Genomic DNA, 18,930 nt, shown 5'->3' on the forward strand with positions numbered 1-18,930 from the left:
GCAGATAAGCTGACTCGCAGGAGTAAAGTTCGCCTTCCTTCTCGTCTGAGTGAGCGGCTGGACGGCTGGACGTGATGCAAGGTAGCGCCTGACCTCGGCAAGTCGTCCTCGTCCGGATTTACATCGTGAGCCACGGCCTTCTCCTCCATGAAGCTGCGTGAGGTGCGTCCTCTGCGGCCTTTCTTGTTGGCGTATCTCACACCGCGTCCGGCTTGCAGCCCCACCTCGATCCCGCAACAGCGCATTGCCGACCTTCTTCCCCGCCGTGCTCGGCTGACGCCTGCGCGCGGCTTCCTCGCGAGACAAGAAGCTCCGCGCTGCGCCGCCCTCCATTCCATTTCGGCCCTTCGGGTGCGGGCCGGTCGCCCGGTGTTCTCCGATCGCCATCAAGGCCGCGATGGTCGCGACCTGATACAGCAAGGAGAAGACAAATGGCTCAGATCGGCACTTTCACCCGCAACGAAGACGGCTCTTTCGTCGGAGTTATCAAGACGCTCAACCTCAACATCAAGGCCCGCCTCGTTGTCGCCGAGAAGGAAAACGACAAGTCGCCCGACCTTCGCGCCCTCGCAGGCACCATCGAGATCGGCGCCGGCTGGAAGAAGACCGCCAAGGAAACCGGCCGGGAATATCACTCGATCAAGCTTGACGACCCGAGCTTCCCCGCTCCGATCTACGCGAGCCTCGTCGAGAACGAGGACGGATACGTTCTCATCTGGTCGCGCTGAGGCGGCGGCCAGCCACCGGACGCGGCGCTCCATCAAGGAGCGCCGCAGTTCCGCAAAGGAGGAGCTTTGAAAGACGCTCTTCGACAGATCATCAAGCCCGAACGGCAGACGTGATACCCTGCCGTCGCCGCGCCGGCTCGGTCTGGTGAAGATAGACAGTGAAGGTGTCCCAAGGCGGGGTGATCGAGAGTTGCCAGAATATCCGCCCCTCTCGCCGCGGTGATATCCTCCCATGGAGAACAACATGGGTCAACCTTTCGTCCCTGGTCATATGACCCTTGTCGCCATCGGTGAAGGTGAGCGGGATCGCCTCGGCCAGATCCTCTGGCGAGACGCCGCGAAGGTAATCGAGATACCACTATCGAAAGATGTTACGGCAGCGCGCAGCGTGCCCAAGGTTGGCGTATCGTCCGTGTTGTCGGAAGTATAGCCATGCCGAACGTCGATTAGACGCGCTGGAAGATCCGAGCCGCGACATAAGTGGTTGATCAGGCGCCCGCTCGTGCCGTTGCCGAAAAGGGGCCGTCGAGGGTGCGCTCGCCGATGAACCGATGATCTACTGGAAAATCCATGCCCTTCACCGAGATGCCACCATTTACCTTATTTAACAATTGCGAAATCCTGAGTTAACCGCGGGCATGACACTACTGGCCAACGCTTCCCAACCGCTGACGGCGTATGAGATCAGCGTGCCTCCAAAATGGGCTCAAATTCATGCCTAGCACTGCTCCGCGAGACCGCGTTCAATCGACATACCTATCTCGCCTCGCCGCTGATCTCAGGACAAGCGCGCGATTAAAGAGGAACTGCCGCTTTATGGTACGGCTCGTGTACCCTGCAAGGGCGCTAAGGAATCTGACCATGACTAAAGCGTTAGTTGTGGAAGTCTCTGAAAACGGCGCCCGGATACGAACCAGTTGCTCCACGGTTCCTGATCATTTTTATATCGTGCTGGGGAACTACGAGTATTTCATAGGAGTGACCGCATTTCGCCGGTCAACGGGCGAAATTGAGGTCGAGTTCATAAAAGAACAGCCGACTCGATTTATTAACGCTCTTTCCCGCATCGAGTTTCCACTCGCGACTATTCACGATCTGAAGAGGGTTCTTGAGGTCTAACGATGCGACTCCGCACTTTAGATTCGCCGTGTCGAGCGAGCGGCTGCAACTTGGCCCTCTACGAGCAAGAGGAATTTTACAAGCGCCGAGGTCACGGGAGGCTGATTCGTTGGATATCCTCCTAGTCGAAGACGATGATCTGGTCGCAAGAACGATCATCGAATCCTGGCCCGTGCCTGGAGACAATATTCGACTGATCTCAAACTACAAGCAGTGCCTGCGGACGATACACAGCGCCGAGATCGACTTCTTCGATGGTGCGATCGTTGACGTAAATTTGCCCGATGGGAACGGACTGGAGATACTTCGTACAGTCAGAAGGCACTCGGACATCCCTCTGATCTTGATTTCGGGGTCGGGAAGCCCGGAGAGCCGGGCGACAGCTTTGGACGCGGGCGCGGATGACTATGTGATGAAGCCGTTTTCGGTTCGTGAACTCCAGGCACGCCTCACCCGTGCTGTGACAAAATCGGAGAGCATACGGCCCGAGGTTCTGCCGTGTGAGTTGGCGATCGGAAGCGTTCGGTGCGATCTGACGAGAAGAGCCCTACTGTTTCACGGCAAGACGCTGCCGCTCACTGAGCTCGAAGCGCGGCTACTGTCAGAGCTCAGCAGAAACCCCGGGCGAACCTGCAGTAAGTCACAGCTGTCAAAACATGCTTGCTTCAGAGAATATGATCCGCGCGACAAGACGCTAGAGGTGTACATCGCAAGAGTGAGACGAAAGGTCGAGCAACTGGACCCGAAGAGTGTGGAATATATTCAGACGGTACGCGGGGTCGGATATCGTTTAGTTCCGCCAACGGAGGGAGCTGATATGTCAAACGCGCCACAGCCAAGGAATCCAAGGTGAAGGCGGTACTAATTGATGACGATCCCGAGGTCTGTCATCTGCTGCAAGTCCAACTGCAGCACATCGGCGTAGAGGCGCGCGCGGTTACAACGATTAGCGACATGCTCGACGCCGTAAGGCGGGAGAACCCCGACATTGTGTTTGTCGACTTGTCTCTCGGCGATGCCGACGGAATTGATGTTTTTCACATGCTCCGAGACCTCCGGTTTATGGGGCCCATTATTATAGTCAGCGGTCATCCCGAAATGGTACTTCGTCACGCGAAGGATATTGCGCTTCGCATGGGGTTGGACGCAAAGGCAACGCTTAGAAAGCCATTCAAGCTGCAAGATTTAAGACGGGTTCTAAACGAGGCGACAAACGTTACGTCCACCATCGCACGCGTTAATAAACCAAGTCCAGACGCGACGTTGCGCGAGGCGCTTCAGAAGGATTGGATCAATTTCTGGTTTCAGCCACAGGTTGATCTCAAGACTGGTCTTATAGTGGGCGCTGAGTGCCTGGCCCGGATCAGACACCCCAGCGACGGTCTGGTCTTTCCCGGCCAGTTCTTGCCGACAGCCGACGACGATGACCTTCATGAACTCACGATTAGGGCCGCAGATGCTGCGGCAAAAGCTGCGTCACTTGATTTGCGGGATGGTGTGCCGCTACGTTTCTCGATAAACGTTTCCACTCACAGCATGAAACAACCTGGGCTGATTTTTCAGCTCAAACGGATGTGCGCCGTTAGTGCCCTAGACCTGACTTTGGAGATCACCGAAAGTGACCGCGGTGATAGTTCGGTCTGCCGAGCGTTTGCGACACGCGCTGTGCTACACGGGTTCAAGATTTCAATCGATGATTTCGGATCCGGTTACGCTACCTTTGAACGGCTGCGACATACACCCTTTTCGGAACTCAAGTTGGATCGATCTGTTGTAAACGGATGTTCAGGCGACCGCGCTCTGAGAAATATCTGTGTCGCGACCATACAGTTGGCCCACGGCTTTAATGCGCACGCAGTTGCCGAAGGGGTTGAGACGCCGGAGGATGCCGCGACGCTCGCTGAGATCGGATGTGACGTCGCGCAGGGTTATTTCTATGCACCAGCGTTGCCCCTTGATGAATTTGCAGCGTATGTTCGGTTCCCCAAAAAAATTCTGCCGCGGGGCAACTCGTAATATGACCACTGCTCAATTTCTGAGCTGCCTCACCAGATCAGATCGCGTGCTCCCCTTGGGCTGAAGGGGTAGCCTCGGCAATCGCCGTTGTATTACACCGCGTCGAAGTTGGGGCTTAGCTGACGTCCAATCTGCTAAATGAACTGTCTTCCGCTCTTACCATCGAGTATCAAGCGCACCTTTGCGGCCAAGTCCCTTGGTCGGTAAGGTTTAGTGAGAAAGTCGACGCCAAGGTCGAGCCTCCCTTGATGAACTATAGCGTTCTCTGCGTATCCGGAAGTAAGCAAAATAGGTATATTTGGTTGAATCTTGCGAGCCTCTTCCGCCAGCTGGCACCCATTTAGGCTGCCAGGCATGATTACGTCCGTGAACAGAAGGTCGATATCAGCGATTTCGCGTAGAGCGTGCAAGCCCTCTTGACCGTTTCGAGCCGAAATAATTTGGTAACCGAGATTTTCGAGTTGTGCGGCTACATAACTTAGTACCAACTCATCGTCCTCCACCAGAAGAATCTTCTCAGAGCCTTTGGGGAGAATGGCGTGGTTCGCATAGGACCTTACCTCTTTCTTGGCTTGAATGGCCTTCGGGAGGTACATCTTCACCGTCGTCCCCTGGCCGGGTTTCGAGTAAATCTTGACGTGCCCGTTCGATTGTTTGGCAAAACCAAAGACCATACTGAGACCCAAACCGCTCCCCTTCCCAACCTCCTTGGTCGTAAAGAACGGCTCAAAGGCGCGCGTGAGGACGTGGGATTCCATCCCAATCCCCGTGTCAGAGATGGCCATTATCACATATTGACCGGGAGAAATGTCCGCGTTCCAATCCACATCATCTTTACCGATTGAGATATTTCTAGTTTCAATCATCAGGCGCCCGCCGAGGGGCATCGCATCGCGCGCATTAATGCAAAGGTTTAGGATGGCGGTCTCAAGCTGGGAAGGATCGACGAGCGCATTCCAGAGGCCGGCTGATTGGATGAATTCGACTTCTATGTTTTCGGAAAGTGCCCTCCGTAACAGACCGTCGATATCCTTCAGGAGTAAATTGAGATCGACGGCTTGCGGCTCGAGAGCCTGCCGGCGCGCGAAGGCGAGCAGCCGGTGAATAAGGTCAGCCCCTTTTTGAGCGGCCGCTGACGTCATTTCCGCAAGGCGACGAAGGCTCTCATCCTCGCTCAGCCGTTCGGCGAGAACCTCTGCATTGCCCAGTATGACGGTTAGAAGATTGTTGAAGTCATGCGCTACACCCCCCGTCAACTGCCCCACTGCCTCAAGCTTTTGGGCTTGCCTTAGTTGCTCCTCGACTGCGAGGCGCCTTGTGATGTCCGAGTTGATCGAAAGGATGGATCGCGGACTACCATCCCCATCACGCATCAGCGAACAGCGGACCTCTACGGCAATGCGGCTCCCATCCTTGCGCTTTTGCGCGATCTCCCCACTCCAGTCTCCCGTTGCCACGACGGCGGCAACATAAGTGAGTAGGTCGAGCTCATCGCAATACAGCAATTGTCCAAGCGATTGGCCCACTGCTTCTTCCGCCGTCCACCCGTAGATTCGCTCTGCACCCTTATTCCAGAACAGAATTCTCTGGTCGATATCATGAACGATAATCGCATCCCGAGCCATGTCGAGAAGAGCCGCCTGCTGTGCAAGCTTATCTTCGGCTTCTTTACGCGCCGAAACGTCAGTCATTCCACCGACACATCGAACCGGTTTTCTCTGACGATCGTAGATGATATATGCAGAATCCTCGACGTGCGCGATCGAGCCATCTCCCCGAAAGAATCTGTACTGATCCTCCCAGTTTTGTTCCTTGGAATCCATAGCCTCTTGCGTGGAGCCTAATACGCGCTCTAGATCGTCCGGATGGACACGCATCTTCCAGAATTCAAGATTCCGGCGACTTTCTTCGGGCGAGTGGCCAAACACAGTCTTGAGGCCTTCGCTCCACCAGAGGTTACCCGTGATAACATTCCAATCCCAGATTACGTCTGTGGTTACGCTTGAAACTGCCCGGAACAGTTCCTCGCTCTCGCGAGTCTTCTGTTCAGCGGCAAGACGCTCGGTGACATCCTGGGCCATGATCAACCTCGCATTTCGCCCTTCAAATTCGAAGGCATGGGACGAGATCTCTGCAAAGATAATCCGGCCATCCTTAAGTCGATGGCGCCAAACGCCGGACTCCTCGATGCCGCGGGGCCCCTGGGTTGCACTTTCCAACAGGGCAGGCACATCTTCGGGGGGACGAATGTCCCTGATGGTCATCTTGGAGAAATCCTGCCGAGAGTACCCATAGAGGGCGACGGCAGCGTCATTTACCATCAAGAATTGCAGCGTCTCAACGTTGTAAACCCACATCGCTTGTGGGTGGGAATCGAATAGTTGCACACAGTCAGATTCACTTTGACGCGGCGCCTTGAAGGGATCATTTGTCATTGTCGTTGGCTGTATCATCGCGATCACTGAAAACCAAGACGATCCTGTTCCGCGACCGACGGGCAAGGCTTGTGCGAGATGGCGTCCATCGCCGGTTTCTCCGTCAGCTCGACGCATCATTTCCGCGCGACCAGGTGCAAACGCCCTGGTATGGCACCCACATTGCAATCAAGATGCGAAGCGCCGTTGGAAGGTAGCTTCCCGCGCTCCTCTTCTCTCGATCGAGGGGAACGAGGCCTTGCGATCAATTGCGTGGAGAGCGTCCCACCGCGCGCGGTCGATATCCTCGCGCTCGCTTCTGGCGCATAATGTCGAGAAAGAGATCGACGGCCTCTTCTTCCCGCTCGAACAGGTGGACCTTGCTCTGCCCTCTTTTGCCGATCCGACCCCATGTCCGCTTGAGGCAGGTTGTGCCGAACAACGTGCCGGAAATCTCCATCACGTAGTAGCGTGCCATGTTCTTGGTGGCATCTGTCCGTTCGACATAAAGATGATAAGGCTGAGCAATCATGCCCGCAGAATCCGAAAATTCGGCGCTAGCGTCCAACGAGACTTATGAATCGGTCATGGTGGTTCGATTCATAACGATGATGGGTGCGAAAGCGTGCTGATGAAGGATTGCGACCGGAGCCCGTAAGGGCTCCGCCTCTTCGGGTGACGATGCTCTCGCGAGCTCCAGGTCCGCTCCAATCACTAAATTTCTGTCCTACGTCTTCGGAACCATTGAGCTTTTCCTGATGAAAGGTGACGGCGATGGAAGAGCAATCCGCCACCGAATGCGCTGAACGGGGAGATTGCCGAGCTCATCAAGGATCAAGAGGATCGGAATGGACAAGAAGGGGCGATTGGCCGGAGCGCCGCCGCGCCTTCTCCTGCTTGATCGCGTTGACGAGATCGACGGTCTAGAAGGGGCGAGGCGTGCGGCCTTAGGCAACAGACCTGACCTCCGGTTCGGCCGTCTCGGCTGCGACAGGCAGCCTCGAAGGCAGGCGATGCCTGTTCAGTTAGTTCGCCCCCACCAGCAGGTCGACTCCGTCAACCTTGATGAAACGGCGCAGTAAGCCCATGTGGGCCGCCACACCGCTCGAATCGTAGGCGATTGCACGAAGCTCAGGTCTTGCGCCGGCCCAGCTTCGACCACCATCGAACGGCTTTGCATTATAGGCCCCGGTCGGTCCATAGGTTTTTCGGAAGAACTCGGCGAGTTCGACATGGTCGGAGAGTTGCAACTCTTTTTCCCAGCACAGTTTCCATCGCACCTTAGAGCGCATGCAAAGACCTCTTTTTTTGCTGTTGACTGGAGTTCTGTGATGTTTACCGCTCGCTTCAAAGAAGCAGTTGGATCACCGAGTAGGCGCCACCCAATGCCTTGAACCTTCCCGCGCTAAGGCGATGACGTTCGTCCTTAATGTGGATCGCACCAACCCCAATCTGCTCCGCCAGTCCAGGCAGACGCCACGAGCGCTCGCTCACGCCCACACGCGGCAGTTCCAGCACGATTTCATATCGTTTCTGAGCGAAAACTATACGACCGATGTCTCGTTAGGCCCGCTTGCCGCGGCGCAATAGCAATGTCCCTGCCCGAAAAGATCGGCTTCATCGGAACCTGCGCTATCATCGATGCCATGGCGTGCCTCAAGCGCGCCACCTCCAGCTCGAGTTCATCGAGGAGGCCGGTCACCTTGCGATATTCGTCACAATGCTTGTTGAAGCGTGCGTCCGTCGCCATCAGCGTGCGCACGGTTTCTTCATTCTCGGAAAACCTCGCCAGCAACAATCCGTTCAACCATCCTGTTGGTTCCCTGCTTCTGCGTCCCTTGCGGTATTCCTGCACGCGCGGTCGTCACTGCGTCGGCCAGCGTTCTCTTGAAGCGCACCCGCGGCGGTCGCATGCCGTGTATCAGAAGCACGCGCCGGACTGCCGATGATGCACCGCCAATGTGAACGGCGGCGCCTTGGTGATAAGCCTTGCGCACAAAGCCTTCAATAGTGGCGGCGCCGGTCGAGTCGAGAATCGGCACGCCTGAGAAATCAATGACATAGGCTTTGGGTTGCTCACCGATGCGATCCAGCGCGGCCCCGACCCCCGCCGCCGCACCGAAGAAGAATGCCCCGGATATCCGGCAGACGACGATGTCCGGATCGGTTGCCAGATCCGCCTCGTAAGGCTCGCGTCCGTTGCCATTCATCGTGTCGGGCTTGTCTAGTTCCGCGACCGGCCATGTGTGCTCGACTTCGACGGCCTCCGCCATGCGGTGCAGGAAAAGCAGCGTCCCCAATGCAAAGCCGACCAGAATCCCCTCGGTCAGGTCACGAAACACAACCAGCAAGAAGGTGATCAGCAGCACGACAGCATCGCCTCGCGAGGCGCGCACGAGCGTCGCGAACTCGTGCTTTTCCACCATGTTCCAGGCCACGACAGCCAGCACCGCTGCCAATGCCGCCAGCGGGACGTAAGCGGCAAGCGGCGCGGCGATGAGCATGAACAGCAGCAGAAAGACCGAATGAAGCATTCCTGATATCGGCCCGCGCGCTCCGGAGCGGACGTTGGTTGCTGTGCGGGCAATGTTGCCGGTCACGCAGAAACCGCCGAAGAGCGGAGCGGCGATGTTGGCCACGCCCTGGGCCACCAGTTCGCAGTTCGAGCGATGCCGCCGGCCGCTCATCGAGTCCGCCACAACCGCCGAGAGCAGGCTCTCGATGCAGCCGAGGAGTGCGAAGGAAAGTGCGGAGGGCAGGACTTCGACCACCTTTGCCCAGGAGAGCAGTGGCATCTGCGGCATCGGGAGCGACTGCGGAATTCCGCCGAAGCGGGTGCCGACCGTTGCGACTGGCAAGCCGAGCAACGCCGCGGCGCTGGCGGCGGCCGCCACCGCGATGATGAAAGCGGGCCAATGCGGGCGGAACCGGCGGACGACGACGATGCCGCCGGTCGTCAGGGCTGCGACGGCAATTGCCGACATGTTGACCGTCGCCAGGGTGCCGCCGATCGCCTGGAGCTTCGGCAGCAGCGGCCCCGGCTCCTTGTCGAGCTCCAGGCCGAGCAGTTCCTTGAGCTGGCTGGCAAAGATGATGACCGCGATGCCGGAGGTGAAACCGACCGTCACCGGATAGGGGATGTACTTGATGAAGGTCCCGAGCCGCAGCAGCCCGACCGCCATCAGGATCGCCCCGGATATCATCGTCGCCAGGAGCAGGCCATCGATCCCGTGCTGCGCCACGGTCGCCGACACGAGCACGATAAACGCGCCGGCCGGCCCGGCAATTTGAAAGCGGCTGCCACCAAGCATCGAAACGATGAAGCCTCCGACGATCGACGTGTAAAGCCCACGATCGGGCGTGACGCCGGAGGCGATCGCGATCGCCATCGACAGTGGCAGCGCCACGATGGCAACCGTCAGGCCGGCAATGGCATCGGCTTTCAGGTCCGCGAGGCCGTAGCGCTCGCGGAGAACCGTGACAAGCTTGGGGGTGAACAGCTCAAAAAAGCCGGGCTCAGCAGTTCGGGCGACCATGACCATCCTTTCGCGTGCCACAACGGAGGCGGATCGTCGGCCGGTCAGCCGGTCGGCGCCGCGTTCGCGGAATTCCTGAGAGTTAGCCCGTATTCACGGGGTGTCTGAGACGAACACCGCGCCCGCCGCCGCCGCTGACGGCGTGCTCGCCAATCAGCTCGATGCCAGCACGGTCGAGCGCCTCGACAACCTTGACCAAGGAATCGATCACCCCGCGCACATTCCCGGTGCTTGCCTCCATGCGCTGGATGGTCGGCACCGAGACACCAGCCATCGCTGCCATGGTTTTCTGGTCGATATCGAGGAGAGCACGGGCGGCACGAAGCTGGGCGGCGGTGATCATCTGAGATTCATGTTTATGTATGAGAAATCACATTAACAACATTATCACTGATGTAAAAAACATCAACATGCAACGAACAGGTCTCGGTTGGCGTGCAGGCAGGCATGGAATTCGCCAACGCTTTCCATGTCAAGCGACCGGAGCCAAAAACATGATCGTGAAAGACAGCAACGGAACGCCGCTCCAAGACGGGGACTCCGTCACGCTCATAAAGGATCTGAAGGTGAAGGACACCTCTGTGACGCTGGAACGTGGCACCCTGATCAAGAACATTCGGCAACGGATGAAATCGAATGCCTACGATGCGCGACACGAAAAAACTGAGCGAAGAGGAATTCAGGGCATACATGTATTTGGAACGCGCGTTCAGATGTGGCATCGCTATCGTGATTTCCCACAGAAGGTAGTTACGGCGCACTAAGTCGATGGTGACTTGAATCGATTTTTCGCCACGCAGGTCCGCATGTCCTGACGCCGAAACCAAATCGCGCGGCCACATCTCAACGGGGCGTTGCCAGCCGTGAAGACGATCTGCTCGTCGGCTCGCATTCGTAGTACCTCATGCGGCTGGATCAGCGGTCGGGCTGCAAGCTGCTTCGAGCGCGTGCGAGACGATCCTTTCGCCTGGAAACTGCGGCTGACCTGATCGATTTCGACCGTGGTCATCCCGCATCGTCTTGAGATGTAATCGGCCGTTTCCGGATCATTGATGGCGGCGAACGAGATCCAACTCGCGCTCTCGAACCACTTGCTCGATGCATCCCGGCCGCCATAGGTTTCCCGTAACTGACCGATCGACTGATAGATCATCGTCAGCGTGATGCCGTATTTGCGGCCGGCGTCTCTCGCAGTTTCTAGAATGCGCATATGGCCTAGACGCGCCACCTCATCGAGAAGGAAGAGAGCGCGACCGTTCATCACGCCGTCGCGATTGTAGATCGCGTTCACCAACGAGCCGATAATGACGCGCGCAAGGCCGGCATGGGTCTCCAGTGTCTTGAGGTCGATGTTGATGAACACGTCGGTCTTGCCGGACGCAATGTCTTCGGTCAAGAAGGTCGAACCGGAGACCAGAGCGGCATAGTTCGGATAGGACAGCCAGTGCGTTTCCTTGATCGCGTTTGCATAAACACCGGAGAAGGTCTCCGGCGTCATGTTGACGAACGCCGCTACGTTTTCCCTCACAAAGTCCGATTCCGAATTGTCGTAGATCTCCTGCAGGCGCTGGCGAAGTTTCGGCTCCGGTTCCGACAGATTCGCGCGCACTTGGCGAAGCGTCTGTCGCTCTTTTTCCGTGTGTCCGGACAGGCAAACATCGGCGATGATCGCGGTCAGCAACTGCAAACCAGAAGCTCGGAAGAAATCGTCGCGTACTCCGCTCGTGCGGCCACTGTCGCTCATGATCCAGGACGCGACCGCGGCGATATCCTCTTCCTTCGTTCCGCCAAATTGCCCGATCCAGTCGAGCGCGTTGAAGCCGGTCTGCGGATTCCTGGGATCGAGAATCCTGATCCGTCGCCCAGCATCTTCACGGCGTTTGCAAACCATCGGCGCCACCTCGTTCGACGGATCCAGCACGATGAGCGTTCCACCCCATTTGAGCGCTGTCGGGATCGTCACCGAGGTCGTCTTGAAGCCGCCCGAACCGGCAAAGACGATCCCGTGCGAGGAGCCGAACGAGCCGTCGAAACAAAGCAGCGGCGACTTGCCGCCGGCGCCCCATGTTTCCGGGCTATCGGCGCGGAACGAAAGTGCTGCGGTGCTGTCCTTGTCGACGCGATAACGTTCGCCGATGACGATGCCGCCCGCATCGGGCAACAGCTTCTCCGCTTCGTTCAGTTTCATCCAGTCGGCCTCTCCGTGAAGGGCGCGTTTTCCGCGAATGCGCGTCGGCTCAGACCGAGCGAAGCCCGCGTTGCCCAGGAGCGCAACCCGCAGGGCGAAACATCCAGCCATCAATGCGGCGGCCGCGCCGATCATCGTAGGGGGATCGAGATAGGCGAAGATGGATCTCCCCGCCGGTAGCTGTCCGGAGAATGCGGCAAGTCGCGTTGCTTCACGCAACGCCGCGATCGAGATTGCAGAGGCACTCCCCGCGACAACGCCCCAGCCGGCGAAATGGATGCGAATTGCGCCGACGGCAGCGAACAGAAAGACGACACCGATCGCGGCAGCCAGGACATAGGGGAGCGCAATGCCTGCCCGGCCGAGCATGAGCTTGGCGGCCTCGGTCTTGCCAAACCCCGCCAGGGACGGAGCCATACCACTTGCGAGGATCGCCACGCCGACCATGAGCATGACGGGGGTGATGGCGAGAAGGACCCTATTCACGGCTCTTGCCGAAGGCCTCCGCACCGATGGCCGTCAATCTTGCCCGCTCGCCAGGTTCTTCCTTGAGACGGCGGTCTAGCTCGATCAGCGCCCCGAGCAGCAACGCCCGCTTCTCGTAACGGAGGCCCGCCTTCACGATCAGGCCTCCGAGTTCGATCTTGTCGCGTGTGTCTTTCTTCCGCGCCTCCGAGGCCGTGTTGCGTTGCATCCTCTCAAGCCTCGCTGCCGCTGCCTTGAGCCGCGCCACGCGTGACCGCCGCGGTTTCCGCAGGATTGCCGCTACCTGCCCCTCCCCTTTCCTTTCCGTTCGATCCGGCCTTGCCTCCGCGAAACCGTTTCGCCACGTCCTCGAAGGCTGCCTGCAACTCCGCCTCATCGATCTCGATTTCGCCTAGTCCAGCCTTGAGCGCGATCCGGCCGATCCGCTCGGCTTCTCGGGTCTCGGCAGTCCTGAGCTGTTCCTGGAGCTTGGCGATTTCGTCGCGGATTTTCGAGGATGGCTTCTTCATGTCCGATCGTCTCCTTGGATGAGAAAGCTTGTCTTTCGACCCAGTTTTCCGGATGCCTGTGCGGAACGCACTGCTGTTAATTCTACAATCGCCAATGGCGATGCTTTCGCGGATGATCCCGGCCGTTCCGAAGGAGCGGCATCCAAGGGCGCAATTATACGTCGCTGATGCGACGCCCTTGCTTGAGGCCCGGTCCGGCCTTCCGCTCCCGACGAACCCATTGATTTCGTTCGCAACCGGGAAAGAACTCCACCGTGGCCGTCCCTCACTTCTCCGTCAGTATCGTCGCCCGCGGCTCCGGCCGCAGCGCCGTCCTGTCGGCGGCTTATCGCCACTGCGCCAAGATGGACTACGAGCGGGAAGCTCGGACGATCGACTACACGCGCAAGCAGGGCCTGGCTCATGAGGAGTTCGTCATCCCGGCCGACGCTCCCGATTGGCTGCGAACGATTATCGCTGACCGGTCGGTCTCCGGCGCGTCCGAAGCCTTCTGGAACAAGGTCGAGGCCTTCGAGAAGCGGTCGGATGCGCAGCTTGCTAAGGACGTGACGATCGCCTTGCCCGTCGAGCTGACCTACGAGCAGAACATCGCTCTCGTTCGCGAATTCGTTGAGAGGCACATCATCGCGACGGGCATGGTGGCCGATTGGGTCTACCACGACGCACCTGGTAACCCTCATGTGCATCTGATGACCACGCTCCGGCCGCTGACCGATGACGGGTTCGGGGGCAAGAAGGTCGCCGTGCTCGGACCGGACGGCAATCCGATGCGCAATGAGTCCGGCAAGATCGTCTACGAGCTTTGGGCCGGGAGCACAGACGACTTCAATGCGCTCCGCGATGGCTGGTTCGCGTGCCAGAACCGGCATCTGGCGCTTGCGGGTCTCGACATCTGCATCGATGGCCGGTCCTTTGATAAGCAGGGAATTGAGCTGACGCCGACGATTCATCTCGGCGTGGGAACGAAGGCAATCGAACGCAAGTCCGAGGCGGCGACGAAGCCGCTCACGCTCGAACGCATCGAGCTCCAAGAGGACCGTCGCGCCGAGAACGCTCGCCGGGTCCAGCGCCGTCCTGAGATCGTCCTTGATCTGATCACGCGGGAGAAGAGCGTCTTCGATGAGCGCGATGTGGCGAAAGTCCTTCATCGCTATATCGATGATGCCGATCTGTTTCAAAGCCTTCTGGTGAGGACACTGCAAAGTCCGGAAACGCTTCAGCTCGAGCGCGAGCGGATCGAGTTCGCCACCGGTGTTCGGGTATCTGCCAAGTACACCACGCGGGAGGTGATCCAACTCGAAGCCGAGATGGCCAACCGTGCGATCTGGCTATCTCACCGTTCGTCGCATGGTGTTCGAGAAGCGGTGCTGGAGGCGACTTTCTCACGCCATTCCCGCCTGTCGGAGGAGCAGAAGATCGCGATCGCGCACGTCGCTGGCGGAGAACGGATCGCCGCCGTGATCGGCCGCGCCGGCGCCGGCAAGACCACGATGATGAAGGCAGCGCGCGAGGCCTGGCAAGCGGCCGGCTATCGCGTCGTTGGTGCCGCGCTCGCCGGTAAAGCCGCCGAGGGCCTGCAAAAAGAAGCCGGCATTCGGTCTCGCACGCTGTCGTCCTGGGTGCTTCGCTGGAACGCGGGCCGTAACCAGCTCGACGATAAGACCGTCTTCGTTCTGGATGAGGCCGGGATGGTGTCGTCACGACAGATGGCGCTCTTCGTCGAAGCAGCGACGAAGGCCGGCGCCAAACTGGTTCTGGTCGGCGATCCGGAACAGCTCCAGCCGATCGAGGCGGGTGCAGCGTTCCGGGCGATTGCCGATCGCATCGGCTATGCCGAGCTCGAAACCATCTACCGCCAGCGCAAGCAGTGGATGCGCGATGCCTCGCTCGATCTTGCACGCGGCAAAGTCGGCAAGGCGGTCGATGCCTACCGTGCCTATGGGCACTTCAAAGGGTCGGAGCTGAAGGCCCAAGCAGTCGAAAATCTGATCGCCGACTGGAACGGCGACTACGATCCGGTAAAGACCACTCTGATCCTCGCACACCTTCGACGTGACGTCCGGATGCTCAACGAGATGGCTCGTGCCAAACTCGTTGAACGCGGGATCCTCGCCGAAGGTTTTGTGTTCAAGACCGAGGATGGCAACCGCAAGTTTGCTGCCGGCGACCATATCGTGTTCCTGAAGAACGAGGGTTCGCTCAGCGTCAAGAACGGTATGCTGGCAAAGGTCGTGGAAGCGCTACCTGGCCGCATCGTGGCCGAGATCGGCGAGGGGGAACATCGTCGCCAGGTCACGGTCGAGCAGCGCTTCTACAACCATGTTGACCACGGTTATGCCACGACGATCCACAAATCCCAGGGCGCGACCATCGACCGGGTGTATATTCTGGCGTCATTGTCGCTCGATCGCCACCTGACCTACGTCGCCATGACCCGTCATCGTGAGGATCTGGCCGTCTACTACGGCCGACGCTCGTTCGCAAAATCTGGTGGGCTGATCCCGATTCTCTCACGCAGGAACGCGAAGGAAACGACGCTCGATTACGAGAAGGGCGCTTTTTACAAGCAGGCGCTTCGCTTTGCCGAAGCCCGCGGCCTGCATCTCGTCAACGTTGCCCGCACACTCGTCCGTGATCGGCTCGAATGGACGGTCCGGCAGAAACAAAAGCTCGCGGACTTGGCCGCACGTCTTGCCGCCATCGGCGGCCAGTTCGGACTTTCCACCGGCGCAAAGAAATCTCCCATCCAGAACATTATCAAGGAGGCAAAGCCCATGGTATCCGGCATCGCGACCTTCGCGAAATCGCTCGAGCAGGCTGTCGAGGACAAGGTTGCCGCCGACCCCGGCCTGAAGAAGCAATGGGAGGAGGTTTCAAGCCGCTTCCACCTTGTCTACGCCCAGCCGGAAACCGCATTCAAGGCCGTTAATGTCGATGCGATCCTGAAGGACGAAGCCGCCGCGAAGTCCACCATCGCTAGGATCGGCACGCAACCGGATAGCTTCGGTGCGCTGAAAGGCAAGACAGGAATACTCGCAAGCCGCGCCGACAAGCAGGGTCGCGAAAGGGCACTCAACAATGCGCCGGCGCTTGCCCGCAACCTTGAACGCTATCTGCGCCAGCGGGCGGATGCTGAACGCAAGCATGAGATCGAAGAGCGGGCCGTCCGTCTGAAGGTGTCCGTGGATATTCCGGCACTCTCACCGGCCGCGAAACGGACGCTTGAACGTGTCCGTGACGCCATCGACCGGAACGATCTTCCGGCCGGATTGGAATATGCCCTTGCCGATAAAATGGTGAAGGCGGAACTCGAAGGATTTGCGAGAGCCGTTTCGGAGCGTTTTGGCGAACGGACCTTCCTTCCGCTCGCCGCCAAAGACACGAGCGGCCAGGCGTTTCAGACAGTGACGACTGGCATGTCCGCAGGGCAGAAGGCGGAGGTCCAATCCGCCTGGAACTCGATGCGAACGGTCCAGCAATTTGCAGCGCATGAGCGCACGACGGAGGCGCTGAAGCAGGTGGAGACCCTGCGTCAGACGAAAGCCCAAGGGCTCTCGTTGAAATGACGGCAGGGGCTGGAATACGTCCGGCGATAATCGCGCAACAGAAACGAACGGCTACCATGCTATCCGTCGTGGCCGGGATTACCGTCCTGCTCGCGATGGCCGCCTTCTTGGGCGGCTACCGTATCAATCTGACACCGAGCGAGCCGCTCGGTCTCTGGCGCATTGTTCCACTTGATCGTCCGGCAGCTGTCGATGACCTGGTGTTCATCTGCCCGCCGGAAACGGCCGGAATGCGGGAGGCGCTATCGCGCGGCTATCTGCGCTCCGGTCTTTGCCGGAGCGGCGTTGCGCCGCTCATCAAGACGATCATCGCCGTCGCGGGACAGCATGTCGAAATCGGCGCTGGCGTAAACGTAGACGGGCAGGTGGTTCCTGCTTCGGGCCTCGCGCTTCGAGACGGAAAGGGTCGGCCGCTGTCGCCATTTCCGAGTGGCGTCGTGCCACGGGGGCAAGTCTTCCTGCATTCCCCGTTCGCCGGCTCCTACGACTCCCGCTACTTTGGCCCAATGCCCGCTTCCGGCATCTGCGGTCTGGCGCAGGAGGTGCTCACCTATGCGCCGTGACCGCCTTCAGCCGACGCTGCTGATCTTCGCCTCGATTACAGTGGGCGCGGTGGGGTGGAGCGGCCATGTACTGCTCCTGCCTGTCGCGCTGGGGTTTCCGATCATCTGGTCGATCGCGCGATCGAGACTGGTAGCGGCGCTTGTCTCCGCCGGATATTTTTTGGCGGCGTCGCGTGGTTTGCCGCAAGGCGTCGCGGCATTCTTTTCGTCGGATCTCCGGCCGGGCGTACTGCTCTGGCTGTGTGCGTCTACCAGCTTTGTCACGGTCCATGCGGTTCTTTGGACGAGGTACGACGGCGTTCGTTCGTTTCGCTATCTCCTGGCGGCCATCCTTATGGCCATTCCACCATTCGGTATCACGGGCTGGGCGCATCCTGTCACCGCCGCCGGCGTCCTGTTTCCGCAATGGGGATGGTGGGGACTTGCGGCCATGACAGCCGGCCTTGCGAGCCTCGTAACCCGCATATGGCCAGCTGTCGCAATCGCCTTAGGAGGCTTTTGGGTGTGGTCCGCCGCAGTCTGGACCGAGCCGAAACTACCCGAAGGTTGGCAGGGCGTCGATTTGGAATTGGCAGCTTCGCTGGGGCGTGACGCCAGTATGCAGCGCCACCGTGATCTGATTGCAACGGTGAAGGACCAGGCATCTCGCGGCATTCGCTCCGTTGTTCTGCCCGAAAGCGCCTTGGGCTTTTGGACGCCGACCGTCGAACGGCTCTGGACAAGGGCTCTCCAGGGAACCAGCATCTCTGTTGTCGCTGGCGCCGCAATCGTCGATGCGGGCGGATACGACAATGTGCTCCTCGCCCTCTCTGCCGAGGGAGGCCGGCTCCTCTATCGTGAGCGGATGCCGGTCCCAGTCTCGATGTGGCAGCCATGGCGGTTGCTGATCGGTAAGAGCGGCGGTGCGCGGGCACATTTCTTTGCCAACCCGGTCGTAGCAATTGGCGCCAATCGGGCCGCACCATTGATCTGCTACGAGCAACTGATCGTTTGGCCCGCCCTGCAATCCATGTTTCAGGATCCGGATTTTATCGTCGCTGTGGGAAACGGATGGTGGACCAAAGGGACATCTATAGTCGCCATCCAGCGCGCCAGTACCACGGCATGGGCAAAACTATTCGCAAAACCGCTTGTTCTTTCCTTCAACACCTGAAGCCCGAGGAGACCGTATGCTCGACGCCGCCCTGATCAAAGAATGCTCCGACCCTTCTCTCAAGCCCGCTATCGTCGAGCAATTCGTGGCCGCCGCAGGCTCCGCCGATCCCCTCGCCGTCACCGTCAAAATGAGCGGCCGGTTGATCCTCGTTCCGAAGGCCATATCAGCCGACGAGGCGATGGCGATCGTGCGCCAATATGCCGGGAGGGCTGTCGTCCGCGTCGGCCTGACGCAGTATCCAGCTGGCGTTGGAGTCAAGGAACCGGCTGACTTGAAGCCGGTCCTCGTCGATGCTTGCGAGAATCTTCGGAGCGGCACGGCGATGTTCGCCAAGGTCCTGAGGATCGTCACCAAGTGGTACGGCAACCCTGCGAACGACGATGTCTTCCCTCAGATATTCGAGGATGCCGTCTATGCCTGGAAGACCGGCGAATTCGAGGGCGCGAGCGTGTTTCAAGCTCCTGATCCGGGAGGAAGCGTGACGCCCTATAGGGCGTCGCCCTCAGACGAGGACGAAGCCAAAAGCGACAGCCATGTTGACCATGCGAACACTGAAAGCCCCGAGAAAAGCCACGGCGTTGGATCCGCAGAAATGCGGATCGACCTATCGAGGATCGGAGGAAAATGACCCCTTTTCCCGCAAAAGCGG

The 18,930-nt window shown here is 59.1% G+C and carries 18 protein-coding genes and 2 pseudogenes; 11 read left to right on the forward strand and 9 right to left on the reverse strand.

Going from position 1 to position 18,930, the window contains the following annotated elements; genetic code table 11:
- Positions 1 to 431: 431 nt before the first annotated feature.
- Both RGR602_RS23205 and RGR602_RS37570 read left to right on the forward strand, forming a co-directional pair.
- Positions 432 to 728 (forward strand): DUF736 domain-containing protein, encoded by a 297-nt coding sequence (locus tag RGR602_RS23205; RefSeq protein WP_040114392.1) that lies wholly within the window; start codon positions 432 to 434, stop codon positions 726 to 728.
- Between the two features lie 244 nt (positions 729 to 972).
- Positions 973 to 1,158 (forward strand): hypothetical protein, encoded by a 186-nt coding sequence (locus tag RGR602_RS37570; protein ID WP_040114393.1) that lies wholly within the window; start codon positions 973 to 975, stop codon positions 1,156 to 1,158.
- A 58-nt stretch (positions 1,159 to 1,216) separates the two neighbouring features.
- Here the strand turns inward: RGR602_RS37570 and RGR602_RS39300 are convergent, their stop codons facing one another.
- Entirely contained in the window at positions 1,217 to 1,339 is a 123-nt protein-coding gene (locus RGR602_RS39300; RefSeq protein WP_267285107.1) for a hypothetical protein, read from the reverse strand.
- 250 nt (positions 1,340 to 1,589) lie between these two features.
- On the opposite strand from RGR602_RS39300, the gene RGR602_RS23215 reads away from it, so the two are divergent.
- The 3 genes from RGR602_RS23215 (at position 1,590) to RGR602_RS23225 (ending at position 3,863) form a co-directional block, all read left to right on the forward strand.
- Positions 1,590 to 1,847, forward strand: coding sequence for a hypothetical protein (locus RGR602_RS23215; RefSeq protein WP_132553110.1), 258 nt, complete (start codon positions 1,590 to 1,592; stop codon positions 1,845 to 1,847).
- Positions 1,848 to 1,956: 109 nt separating this feature from the next.
- Entirely contained in the window at positions 1,957 to 2,700 is a 744-nt protein-coding gene (locus RGR602_RS23220) for a response regulator transcription factor (protein WP_052451719.1), read from the forward strand.
- Positions 2,697 to 3,863 (forward strand): EAL domain-containing response regulator, encoded by a 1,167-nt coding sequence (locus RGR602_RS23225; protein WP_040114395.1) that lies wholly within the window; start codon positions 2,697 to 2,699, stop codon positions 3,861 to 3,863. The genes RGR602_RS23220 and RGR602_RS23225 overlap by 4 nt, the downstream gene beginning before the upstream one ends.
- Before the next feature lie 134 nt (positions 3,864 to 3,997).
- Here the strand turns inward: RGR602_RS23225 and RGR602_RS35035 are convergent, their stop codons facing one another.
- The 3 genes and pseudogenes from RGR602_RS35035 to RGR602_RS23240 all read right to left on the reverse strand — a co-directional run.
- On the reverse strand, positions 3,998 to 6,298 hold the full coding sequence (locus RGR602_RS35035; RefSeq protein ID WP_207647048.1) for a PAS domain S-box protein: 2,301 nt from the start codon (positions 6,296 to 6,298) through the stop codon (positions 3,998 to 4,000).
- A gap of 244 nt (positions 6,299 to 6,542) precedes the next feature.
- The gene (locus RGR602_RS23235; protein ID WP_052451726.1) at positions 6,543 to 6,809 is read right to left on the reverse strand and encodes a WGR domain-containing protein; all 267 of its coding nucleotides are present in this window, start codon (positions 6,807 to 6,809) and stop codon (positions 6,543 to 6,545) included.
- Between the two features lie 505 nt (positions 6,810 to 7,314).
- A pseudogene (locus RGR602_RS23240) lies at positions 7,315 to 7,569 on the reverse strand (acyltransferase); the annotation flags it as partial.
- A 193-nt stretch (positions 7,570 to 7,762) separates the two neighbouring features.
- Here RGR602_RS23240 and RGR602_RS38750 point away from each other — a divergent pair.
- A pseudogene (locus RGR602_RS38750) lies at positions 7,763 to 7,867 on the forward strand (GntR family transcriptional regulator); the annotation flags it as partial.
- A 179-nt stretch (positions 7,868 to 8,046) separates the two neighbouring features.
- Here the strand turns inward: RGR602_RS38750 and RGR602_RS23250 are convergent.
- Both RGR602_RS23250 and RGR602_RS23255 read right to left on the reverse strand, forming a co-directional pair.
- Entirely contained in the window at positions 8,047 to 9,813 is a 1,767-nt protein-coding gene (locus RGR602_RS23250) for a SulP family inorganic anion transporter (RefSeq protein ID WP_040114493.1), read from the reverse strand.
- An 82-nt stretch (positions 9,814 to 9,895) separates the two neighbouring features.
- The gene (locus tag RGR602_RS23255) at positions 9,896 to 10,156 is read right to left on the reverse strand and encodes a helix-turn-helix domain-containing protein (protein WP_040114398.1); all 261 of its coding nucleotides are present in this window, start codon (positions 10,154 to 10,156) and stop codon (positions 9,896 to 9,898) included.
- Between the two features lie 151 nt (positions 10,157 to 10,307).
- Here RGR602_RS23255 and RGR602_RS38755 point away from each other — a divergent pair, with 151 nt between their 5' ends.
- Positions 10,308 to 10,577 (forward strand): PhnA domain-containing protein, encoded by a 270-nt coding sequence (locus RGR602_RS38755; RefSeq protein ID WP_223844053.1) that lies wholly within the window; start codon positions 10,308 to 10,310, stop codon positions 10,575 to 10,577.
- Here RGR602_RS38755 and traG read toward each other — a convergent pair.
- The 3 genes from traG to traC are packed head-to-tail and all read right to left on the reverse strand — an operon-like array spanning position 10,574 to position 12,996.
- The gene (gene traG / locus RGR602_RS23265) at positions 10,574 to 12,487 is read right to left on the reverse strand and encodes a Ti-type conjugative transfer system protein TraG (RefSeq protein ID WP_040114399.1); all 1,914 of its coding nucleotides are present in this window, start codon (positions 12,485 to 12,487) and stop codon (positions 10,574 to 10,576) included. The genes RGR602_RS38755 and traG overlap by 4 nt on opposite strands.
- Complete coding sequence (gene traD / locus RGR602_RS23270) at positions 12,480 to 12,695, reverse strand: type IV conjugative transfer system coupling protein TraD (RefSeq protein WP_040114400.1); 216 nt, start codon at positions 12,693 to 12,695, stop codon at positions 12,480 to 12,482. Before traD ends, traG begins: the two co-directional genes overlap by 8 nt.
- A 4-nt stretch (positions 12,696 to 12,699) precedes the next feature.
- Positions 12,700 to 12,996: a conjugal transfer protein TraC gene (gene traC, locus RGR602_RS23275; protein ID WP_040114401.1), complete on the reverse strand. Its 297-nt coding sequence runs from the start codon at positions 12,994 to 12,996 to the stop codon at positions 12,700 to 12,702.
- Between the two features lie 254 nt (positions 12,997 to 13,250).
- Between traC and traA the strand changes: the two genes are divergently transcribed.
- From traA to RGR602_RS23295, 4 genes are read left to right on the forward strand one after another with little or no spacing between them, the layout of a single operon-like run.
- Positions 13,251 to 16,562 carry a Ti-type conjugative transfer relaxase TraA gene (traA, locus tag RGR602_RS23280; protein WP_040114402.1) on the forward strand — a complete coding sequence of 1,104 codons (3,312 nt, stop codon included), beginning with the start codon at positions 13,251 to 13,253 and terminating at the stop codon, positions 16,560 to 16,562.
- A 56-nt stretch (positions 16,563 to 16,618) separates the two neighbouring features.
- Positions 16,619 to 17,125, forward strand: a complete 507-nt coding sequence (gene traF, locus RGR602_RS23285; RefSeq protein WP_052451721.1) for a conjugative transfer signal peptidase TraF — start codon at positions 16,619 to 16,621, stop codon at positions 17,123 to 17,125.
- The gene (locus RGR602_RS23290; protein WP_040114404.1) at positions 17,115 to 18,278 is read left to right on the forward strand and encodes a conjugal transfer protein TraB; all 1,164 of its coding nucleotides are present in this window, start codon (positions 17,115 to 17,117) and stop codon (positions 18,276 to 18,278) included. Before traF ends, RGR602_RS23290 begins: the two co-directional genes overlap by 11 nt.
- 16 nt (positions 18,279 to 18,294) lie before the next feature.
- Positions 18,295 to 18,909, forward strand: a complete 615-nt coding sequence (locus RGR602_RS23295; RefSeq protein ID WP_040114405.1) for a TraH family protein — start codon at positions 18,295 to 18,297, stop codon at positions 18,907 to 18,909.
- Positions 18,910 to 18,930 lie beyond the last annotated feature (21 nt).

It is taken from the genome of Rhizobium gallicum bv. gallicum R602sp (genome assembly GCF_000816845.1).
Taxonomy (GTDB): domain Bacteria; phylum Pseudomonadota; class Alphaproteobacteria; order Rhizobiales; family Rhizobiaceae; genus Rhizobium; species Rhizobium gallicum.

Coding starts and splice junctions, on each gene's coding strand:
- RGR602_RS23205 (WP_040114392.1), top strand. CDS start 432: ATGGCTCAGATCGGCACTTTCACCCGCAACGAAGACGGCTCTTTCGTC.
- RGR602_RS37570 (WP_040114393.1), top strand. CDS start 973: ATGGGTCAACCTTTCGTCCCTGGTCATATGACCCTTGTCGCCATCGGT.
- RGR602_RS23215 (WP_132553110.1), top strand. CDS start 1,590: ATGACTAAAGCGTTAGTTGTGGAAGTCTCTGAAAACGGCGCCCGGATA.
- RGR602_RS35035 (WP_207647048.1), bottom strand. CDS start 6,298: ATGACAAATGATCCCTTCAAGGCGCCGCGTCAAAGTGAATCTGACTGT.
- RGR602_RS23235 (WP_052451726.1), bottom strand. CDS start 6,809: ATGATTGCTCAGCCTTATCATCTTTATGTCGAACGGACAGATGCCACC.
- RGR602_RS23250 (WP_040114493.1), bottom strand. CDS start 9,813: ATGGTCGCCCGAACTGCTGAGCCCGGCTTTTTTGAGCTGTTCACCCCC.
- RGR602_RS23255 (WP_040114398.1), bottom strand. CDS start 10,156: ATGATCACCGCCGCCCAGCTTCGTGCCGCCCGTGCTCTCCTCGATATC.
- RGR602_RS38755 (WP_223844053.1), top strand. CDS start 10,308: ATGATCGTGAAAGACAGCAACGGAACGCCGCTCCAAGACGGGGACTCC.
- traD (WP_040114400.1), bottom strand. CDS start 12,695: ATGCAACGCAACACGGCCTCGGAGGCGCGGAAGAAAGACACACGCGAC.
- traC (WP_040114401.1), bottom strand. CDS start 12,996: ATGAAGAAGCCATCCTCGAAAATCCGCGACGAAATCGCCAAGCTCCAG.
- traF (WP_052451721.1), top strand. CDS start 16,619: ATGCTATCCGTCGTGGCCGGGATTACCGTCCTGCTCGCGATGGCCGCC.
- RGR602_RS23290 (WP_040114404.1), top strand. CDS start 17,115: ATGCGCCGTGACCGCCTTCAGCCGACGCTGCTGATCTTCGCCTCGATT.
- RGR602_RS23295 (WP_040114405.1), top strand. CDS start 18,295: ATGCTCGACGCCGCCCTGATCAAAGAATGCTCCGACCCTTCTCTCAAG.